This is a genomic window from Longimicrobiales bacterium (assembly GCA_035764935.1).
In the GTDB taxonomy this organism is placed as follows: domain Bacteria; phylum Gemmatimonadota; class Gemmatimonadetes; order Longimicrobiales; family RSA9; genus DASTYK01.
This window is the reverse complement of record DASTYK010000022.1, coordinates 1-5,504: the sequence shown is the minus strand read 5'-3', so window position 1 is coordinate 5,504 and position 5,504 is coordinate 1. Positions and strand designations below refer to the sequence as shown.

Annotated in this window: 9 protein-coding genes; all 9 read left to right on the top strand. The window is 67.6% G+C overall.

The features are described from left to right. Window positions 1-278: hypothetical protein (locus tag VFU06_01585; protein ID HEU5208075.1), on the top strand; the 278-nt coding region annotated here is incomplete at its 5' end. Between the two features lie 87 nt (window positions 279-365). Continuing rightward, window positions 366-647 carry a hypothetical protein gene (locus tag VFU06_01580; protein HEU5208074.1) on the top strand — a complete coding sequence of 94 codons (282 nt, stop codon included), beginning with the start codon at window positions 366-368 and terminating at the stop codon, window positions 645-647. Window positions 648-1,271: 624 nt separating this feature from the next. After that, window positions 1,272-1,700, top strand: a complete 429-nt coding sequence (gene rplM, locus VFU06_01575; protein ID HEU5208073.1) for a 50S ribosomal protein L13 — start codon at window positions 1,272-1,274, stop codon at window positions 1,698-1,700. A 2-nt stretch (window positions 1,701-1,702) separates the two neighbouring features. After that, window positions 1,703-2,098, top strand: coding sequence for a 30S ribosomal protein S9 (gene rpsI / locus VFU06_01570; GenBank protein ID HEU5208072.1), 396 nt, complete (start codon window positions 1,703-1,705; stop codon window positions 2,096-2,098). Between the two features lie 180 nt (window positions 2,099-2,278). After that, the gene (gene rpsB / locus VFU06_01565) at window positions 2,279-3,175 is read left to right on the top strand and encodes a 30S ribosomal protein S2 (GenBank protein HEU5208071.1); all 897 of its coding nucleotides are present in this window, start codon (window positions 2,279-2,281) and stop codon (window positions 3,173-3,175) included. 175 nt (window positions 3,176-3,350) lie between these two features. Beyond that, window positions 3,351-3,953 (top strand): translation elongation factor Ts, encoded by a 603-nt coding sequence (gene tsf / locus VFU06_01560; protein HEU5208070.1) that lies wholly within the window; start codon window positions 3,351-3,353, stop codon window positions 3,951-3,953. Then, the gene (gene pyrH, locus VFU06_01555) at window positions 3,953-4,672 is read left to right on the top strand and encodes a UMP kinase (protein ID HEU5208069.1); all 720 of its coding nucleotides are present in this window, start codon (window positions 3,953-3,955) and stop codon (window positions 4,670-4,672) included. The genes tsf and pyrH overlap by 1 nt, the downstream gene beginning before the upstream one ends. A gap of 119 nt (window positions 4,673-4,791) precedes the next feature. Continuing rightward, window positions 4,792-5,340: a ribosome recycling factor gene (frr, locus tag VFU06_01550; protein HEU5208068.1), complete on the top strand. Its 549-nt coding sequence runs from the start codon at window positions 4,792-4,794 to the stop codon at window positions 5,338-5,340. A gap of 74 nt (window positions 5,341-5,414) precedes the next feature. After that, the coding region (locus tag VFU06_01545) for an undecaprenyl diphosphate synthase family protein (protein HEU5208067.1) at window positions 5,415-5,504 on the top strand (90 nt) is incomplete at its 3' end.

The following is a 5,504-nucleotide window of genomic DNA, read 5'->3' as shown; positions in this document are numbered from 1 at the left end:
GACTGCCTCCCGCCGTGATCGCCGCATGGCAGGATCGCGTGCAGATCGTGACCGTTGAGGAATGGCGTGCCCAACCACCGCGTGTCGCGGCGACCCTCATCAGCGTCGGGGAGCTGCGGCGCGCAGGACCGTTCGTCCGGTTGAGCATCGACCAGGTGAGCCGACACGCGCGCGAGCCGCACCAGGCCGCGGGCGGTTGGGCCAGCGGCCGGGAGTACACGCTGATGCTCACCCAGAGCGGCTGGGTAATCGTGGACACAGGCGGCTGGATTACCTGAACGGCGCGTCGCGAATGTCCTGAACGGCGGGCTGGTGCTGCCACTGCGGAGAGCATACCGTGGAAAGACTGGTACAGGAGCACAGCGATGAAGCGAATCCTCCTCGTCATGATCGTCTCGTTGAGCCTGAGCGGCTGCGCCACCGCGAAGAACGTCGCCACGCTATTGGTCGCGAACAAACTCGGCATTCCCGCGGCGAGCAAGGAGGTCGCCGCCAAGGACGAGCCGAACAGGCTCATCGCCCGGGACCATAGTACGTGCGGCGTATCCATCGACAGATGGAGGAGGGTCCAGGTGGGCGACGAGGTGGTCTGCAGCTGGTTCGGGATCGACAGCGCACTGGAGACGGCGCGGCGGCGGGCGCGCTGACCGTCCGGGCGCCCGCTCCGGGAGCGCGGCCGGGACGGGCAGAGGCCGGACCCCTCCTGCCTCCGCAAGCGCGCGCCCGGTCATGCCCGCCTCTGCTGCATCGGCCAGTAGACGTCAACTCTGCCCCACGTCTCGGTTCTGAGCGTGCGGTGCTGATTTCGCCCAGAATGGACCGTCGCCGTGGCCCCACCGCATTCGCGAGCCCGTTCTGGGGCAATTCCGACGCAGCATGCGCCGTCAACGTGTCCCCAATCCTCGGAAACTGCGTCGTGGGGCCGGTCTTACGGCGCGAAGGTGCCTGGCACGAGGGCGTCCCGTAGCGCCCGGCGGCGCTCCGCCTGGCGGCCATCGCCGCGCCGGTCCACACTCCACCCCAGGCGGCCACCGCCGCGCCGGTCCGCACTCCACCCCAAGCGGCCACCGCCGGCGCCGATCCACACTCCACCGCCCGGGGCTCCGGGGGTGTCTGCAACCGGCAGCCGAATCGTCCTGACCGGGCGCCTCCGGAAGGCCAGCGCGCCCATTGCCGTCCACTGAAAAACGCGCCACCTCCGGTTGACACCCGCCCCTCCTGAACCTATCCTTCAAAGCTGTCCCGCTTTCGTGACGAACCAGGGGTTGGGCATGAAGACTTACACACCGAAGGCGCCGGAGATCGAGCGGCGCTGGTGGGTCGTGGACGCCGAGGACGTCGTGCTCGGGCGTCTGGCGAGCAAGATCGCGCAGGTGCTGCGCGGCAAGCACAAGCCGATGTACACGCCGCATCTCGACACGGGCGACTTTGTCGTTGTCGTGAACGCCGACAAGGTGCGCCTTACGGGCACGAAGGCGGAGAACAAGACGTACTTCCGGCACACGGGCTACATCGGCGGCGAGAAGCACATTCCTGTCTCCACGATGCTCGAGAAGCACCCGGAGCGGGTGGTCGAGCTGGCGGTGAAGGGGATGCTGCCGAAGAACAACCTGGGCCGCCTGATGCGGCGCAAGCTGAAGGTGTATGCGAGTGCGGAGCATCCGCACGAGGCGCAGCAGCCGCAGCCGCTGGAGATCTGAGGATGGCGAACGAGACGCAGTTCAACGGGTTGGGCCGGCGCAAGACGAGCACGGCACGGGCGTGGCTGAAGCCGGGCTCGGGCAAGTGGGAGGTCAACGGCCGTCCGATCGACCAGTATTTCCCGCGCTCCTCGCTCGTGCAGCACGTGCAGGAGCCGCTGGCGGTGACGAACACGCAGGGCCGCTTCGACGTGAAGCTGAACCTGGACGGTGGCGGCACGACGGGCCAGGCGGGTGCTGCGCGCCTGGCGCTTGCGCGCGCGCTGCTGAAGTACGACGAGGAGCTGCGTGGCGCGCTGCGCGAGAAGGGCATGCTGACGCGTGACCCGCGCGAGGTCGAGCGCAAGAAGCCCGGCCGTCCGGGCGCCCGCAAGCGCTTCCAGTTCTCGAAGCGTTGATCGCCCGCACGCAGCGCGTGCAGGCAGGATGAGGAACCGGCCGGCTCCGCAGGTTGGGGCCGGTACTACACACACCGCCGGACGCACTGTCGGGGTGCCCACGCGGGCGAGGCAGTGCGGGCGAAGGCGGTGGAGGCGGGCGGGCCGCATGGCCCGCTCTGAACCCCGAACGAGGAACAGATGGTAGAGCCCCAGATCCAGGATCTGCTCGAGGCCGGCGTCCACTTCGGCCACCAGAGCAGCCGTTGGAACCCGAAGATGCGGAAGTTCATCTTCGCGGAGCGCAACGGCATCCACATCATCGATCTCAAGAAGACGCTGAACGCGCTGCAGGCGGCGCAGCGGGCCGTGCGTGATGTCACGCTGAACAGTGATCGCGTGCTGTTCGTGTGCACCAAGCGGCAGCTGCGTTCGATCATCGAGCAGGAGGCGACGGACGCGGGCGCGTTCTTCGTCACCGAGCGGTGGCTGGGCGGGATGCTCACGAACTTCTCGACGATCCGCAAGCAGATCCGGCGCCTGAAGGAGCTGGAGCGCGGGCTCGAGGAGGGGACCTACGAGTTCTACACGAAGAAGGAGCAGCTCCTGCTTCAGCGCGAGCGCGAGAAGCTGGAGAAGTACCTGGGCGGTGTGAAGGACATGGGCCGTCTGCCGGGTGCGCTCTTCGTGGTGGACGCGAAGAAGGAGACGATCGCGATCAAGGAGGCCAACAAGCTGGGCATCCCGGTAATCGCGATCACGGATACGAATGCGGATCCAGACGTCATCGACTATCCGATCCCGGCGAACGACGACGCGATCCGTTCGGTCTCGCTCATCGCGGGTGCGATCGCCAGTTCGATTGCCCAGGCGCGTCGCGAGCTGCCGCCTGAGGCGCGGCGTCGTGCCGACGAGGTCGAGGCGTCGACGTATTCGACCGAGGGCGGGCTGGCGCAGGAGGAGCGTTCGGACGATCGCGGCAAGCGGAAGCGCCCGCGGCGCAAGCGTCGTCCGCGTCCCGAGGTGATTGCCACGCTGCGCACGGGTGAAGGCGAGGACGCAGCGGAGGGCGGCGAGGCGGAGGGCGGAGAGTCCTAGGGGCTCTCGAATCGCTCAGCGCGAGAAGCGCTGCAGCGCTGCACGCCCTGCAGCTCTGCAGCGCTTTTTCATAGCAGGAAACGACAATGCGGGTCCGGGCAACCGGGCCCGACGCCCGGGCCCGGTTCCCATTCGGACGCCCGGTTTCGACGAACACACTGAACGATTGCGGATAATGGCCACGATTACTGCTGGAATGGTGAAGGAGCTGCGCGAGCGGACGGGCGCCGGGATGATGGAGTGCAAGAAGGCGCTGCAGGAGTCGAACGGCGATATGGAGGCGGCGATCGACGTCCTGCGCGCGAGGGGTGCGGCGAAGGCGGCGAAGCGTTCGGAGCGCGAGGCGAGCGAGGGCGTGATCGGCACGTACCTGCACACGAACAACAAGGTCGCGGTGATGGTCGAGGTGAACTGCGAGACCGACTTCGTGGCGCGCAACGATGCCCTCATCCAGCTCGGGCGCGACCTGGCGATGCACATTGCGGCGATGTCGCCGGTGGCGGTGGACGAGTCGGATGTGCCTGCCGAGCTGATCGAGCGTGAGCGTGGCGTGTACCGCGAGCAGGTGAAGAACGAAGGCAAGCCGGAGGCGATGTGGGACAAGATCGTCGACGGCAAGATGAAGAGGTTCTTCAAGGACAGCACGCTGATGGAGCAGGTCTTCGTGAAGGACCCGGAAGGCAAGCAGACGATCCGCGAGCTGGTGCAGGACGTGGCCGCAAAGACGGGCGAAAACGTCGTGGTGCGCCGGTTCGTCCGCTACCAGCTCGGCGAGTAATGGCGGCCGAGGAGCTGAAGTATCGTCGCGTCGTTCTGAAGCTGAGCGGCGAAGCGCTGGCGGGCGAGCAGGGCTTCGGGATCTCGCCGCCGGTCGTGGACCGGCTCACGGACGAGATCCGGTCGCTGCACGGAATGGGTGTCTCGATCGGCCTGGTCATCGGCGGCGGCAACATCGTGCGCGGCACGCAGGCGAGTGCGCAGGGGATGGACCGGGTGAGCGCCGATTACATGGGCATGCTCGCCACGATCATCAACGCGCTGGCGCTGCAGGACCTGCTGGAGCGCAAGGGCGTCGACACGCGGGTGATGACGGCGATCCGCATGGAGGCGCTCGCGGAGCCGTATATCCGCCGGCGCGCACTGCGGCACCTGGAGAAGAGCCGAGTCGTGATCTTCGCTGGCGGGACCGGCAACCCGTACTTCTCGACCGACACGGCGGCGGTGTTGCGCGCGATCGAAGTCGATGCCGACGTGCTGATCAAGGCGACCAAGGTGAGCGGGATCTACACCGCCGATCCGGCCAAGGACCCGGACGCCGAGTTCATCCGGCGTCTCAGCTTCCACGACGTGCTCACGCGTGAACTGCAGGTCATGGACGCCGCGGCGGTCTCGCTCTGCAAGGACAACGGACTGCCGATCATCGTGCTCAACATCCACGAGCGCGGGGCAGTGGCCGCCGCCCTGCGGGGCGAGGAGATGGGTACGCTGGTTTCCTGACGCGCCGGACGTCGCCCGCGTGCGACGTCCGGGGCAATGCCGCGGTCGGGGCGCTGGTCCCGTGCGGGCGGTCCGGATATCTTCCCGATTTTCAGCGATTCCAACGAGGTGGAGGGGTCATGGCAGCCAAGGAAGCGCGCGCGCAGATGGAAAAGGCGCTCGAGGCGATGCGGCGCGAGTTCTCGGGCGTGCGGACAGGCAAGGCATCGCCCGCGCTGCTGGATATCGTGCGCGTCGATGCGTACGGCTCGAAGATGCCGTTGAACCAGGTCGCAACGGTGAGCGCGCCGGAGCCGCGAATGCTGATCGTGCAGCCGTGGGACAAGGGGCTGGTTGCCCCGGTGGAGAAGGCTATCCGCAATGCGGAGCTGGGGCTGAACCCGGCGACGGACGGCGGTGTGATCCGCGTGCCGATCCCCGCGCTGAACGAGGAGCGGCGCAGGGAGATGGTGCGCATGCTGCACAAGCTGGCGGAGGAGGGGCGCGTCGCGGTGCGGCACGCGCGCCAGGAGGCGAACAAGACGCTGAAGCAGCAGCAGTCGGATGGCGACATGAGCGAGGATGACGCGCGTCGCCAGATGGACGAAGTGCAGAAGCTCACGGACGAATACATCGGCAAGATCGACCACCTCCTGAAGGCCAAGGAGGAGGAGGTCATGGAGGTCTGAGCTTGGGCGAAGCAGCCGGCTCGTCACTGGGAGTGGCGGTGGGCGCGTGCCCACCGGTCCACGTTGCGATCATCATGGATGGCAACGGCCGCTGGGCGCGCGCTCGCGGCCTGCCTCGCTTTCGGGGCCACGCGGCGGGGATGCGTGCCGTGCGCGAGGCGGTC

Bases quoted from the DNA above. Each gene is read 5' to 3' on its own strand.
- VFU06_01580 (HEU5208074.1), top strand. From the start codon at position 366: ATGAAGCGAATCCTCCTCGTCATGATCGTCTCGTTGAGCCTGAGCGGC.
- rplM (HEU5208073.1), top strand. From the start codon at position 1,272: ATGAAGACTTACACACCGAAGGCGCCGGAGATCGAGCGGCGCTGGTGG.
- rpsI (HEU5208072.1), top strand. From the start codon at position 1,703: ATGGCGAACGAGACGCAGTTCAACGGGTTGGGCCGGCGCAAGACGAGC.
- rpsB (HEU5208071.1), top strand. From the start codon at position 2,279: ATGGTAGAGCCCCAGATCCAGGATCTGCTCGAGGCCGGCGTCCACTTC.
- tsf (HEU5208070.1), top strand. From the start codon at position 3,351: ATGGCCACGATTACTGCTGGAATGGTGAAGGAGCTGCGCGAGCGGACG.
- pyrH (HEU5208069.1), top strand. From the start codon at position 3,953: ATGGCGGCCGAGGAGCTGAAGTATCGTCGCGTCGTTCTGAAGCTGAGC.
- frr (HEU5208068.1), top strand. From the start codon at position 4,792: ATGGCAGCCAAGGAAGCGCGCGCGCAGATGGAAAAGGCGCTCGAGGCG.